Raw genomic sequence first — 575 nt, 5'->3', positions numbered from 1 at the left:
CACGGTCTATCGCCTCCTGAAGGCCCACGATCTGATCACCAGCCCGGCCTACACAGTGATCAAGGCCGCCGAGGCGTTCCACACGCAGACCACCCGCCCCAACGAGATGTGGCAGACCGACTTTACCTACTTCAAGATTATCGGATGGGGCTGGGTCTATCTATCGACCGTGCTCGACGATTACTCACGCTACATCATCGCCTGGAAGCTCTGCAGCACCATGCGAGCCGAGGACGTCACTGACACGCTCGATATGGCGCTGGCAGCCTCAGGCTGCGACCACGTCAACGTGCTGCACAGGCCCCGCCTGCTCAGCGACAATGGCCCCAGCTACATCGCTGGGGAACTGGCCGAATACATCGAGGCCAACAAGATGAGCCACGTGCGCGGCGCACCCTTCCACCCACAGACCCAAGGCAAGATCGAGCGCTGGCACCAGACCTTGAAGAACCGCGTACTGCTGGAAAACTACTTTCTGCCCGGTGATCTCCAACAGCAGATCGAGGCCTTCGTCGAGCATTACAACCACCAGCGCTACCACGAGAGCCTCGACAACGTCACGCCCGCCGATGCCT

The 575-nt window shown here is 60.5% G+C and carries 1 protein-coding gene; it reads left to right on the top strand.

The window, feature by feature from the left end:
• On the top strand, positions 1 to 575 hold a 575-nt coding region (locus tag D2V17_RS04425), incomplete at both ends, for a DDE-type integrase/transposase/recombinase (RefSeq protein ID WP_147367221.1).

Source organism: Aurantiacibacter xanthus (genome assembly GCF_003584015.1).
GTDB classification, from domain to species: domain Bacteria; phylum Pseudomonadota; class Alphaproteobacteria; order Sphingomonadales; family Sphingomonadaceae; genus Alteraurantiacibacter; species Alteraurantiacibacter xanthus.
This window is presented reverse-complemented; position numbering and strand designations above follow the sequence as displayed.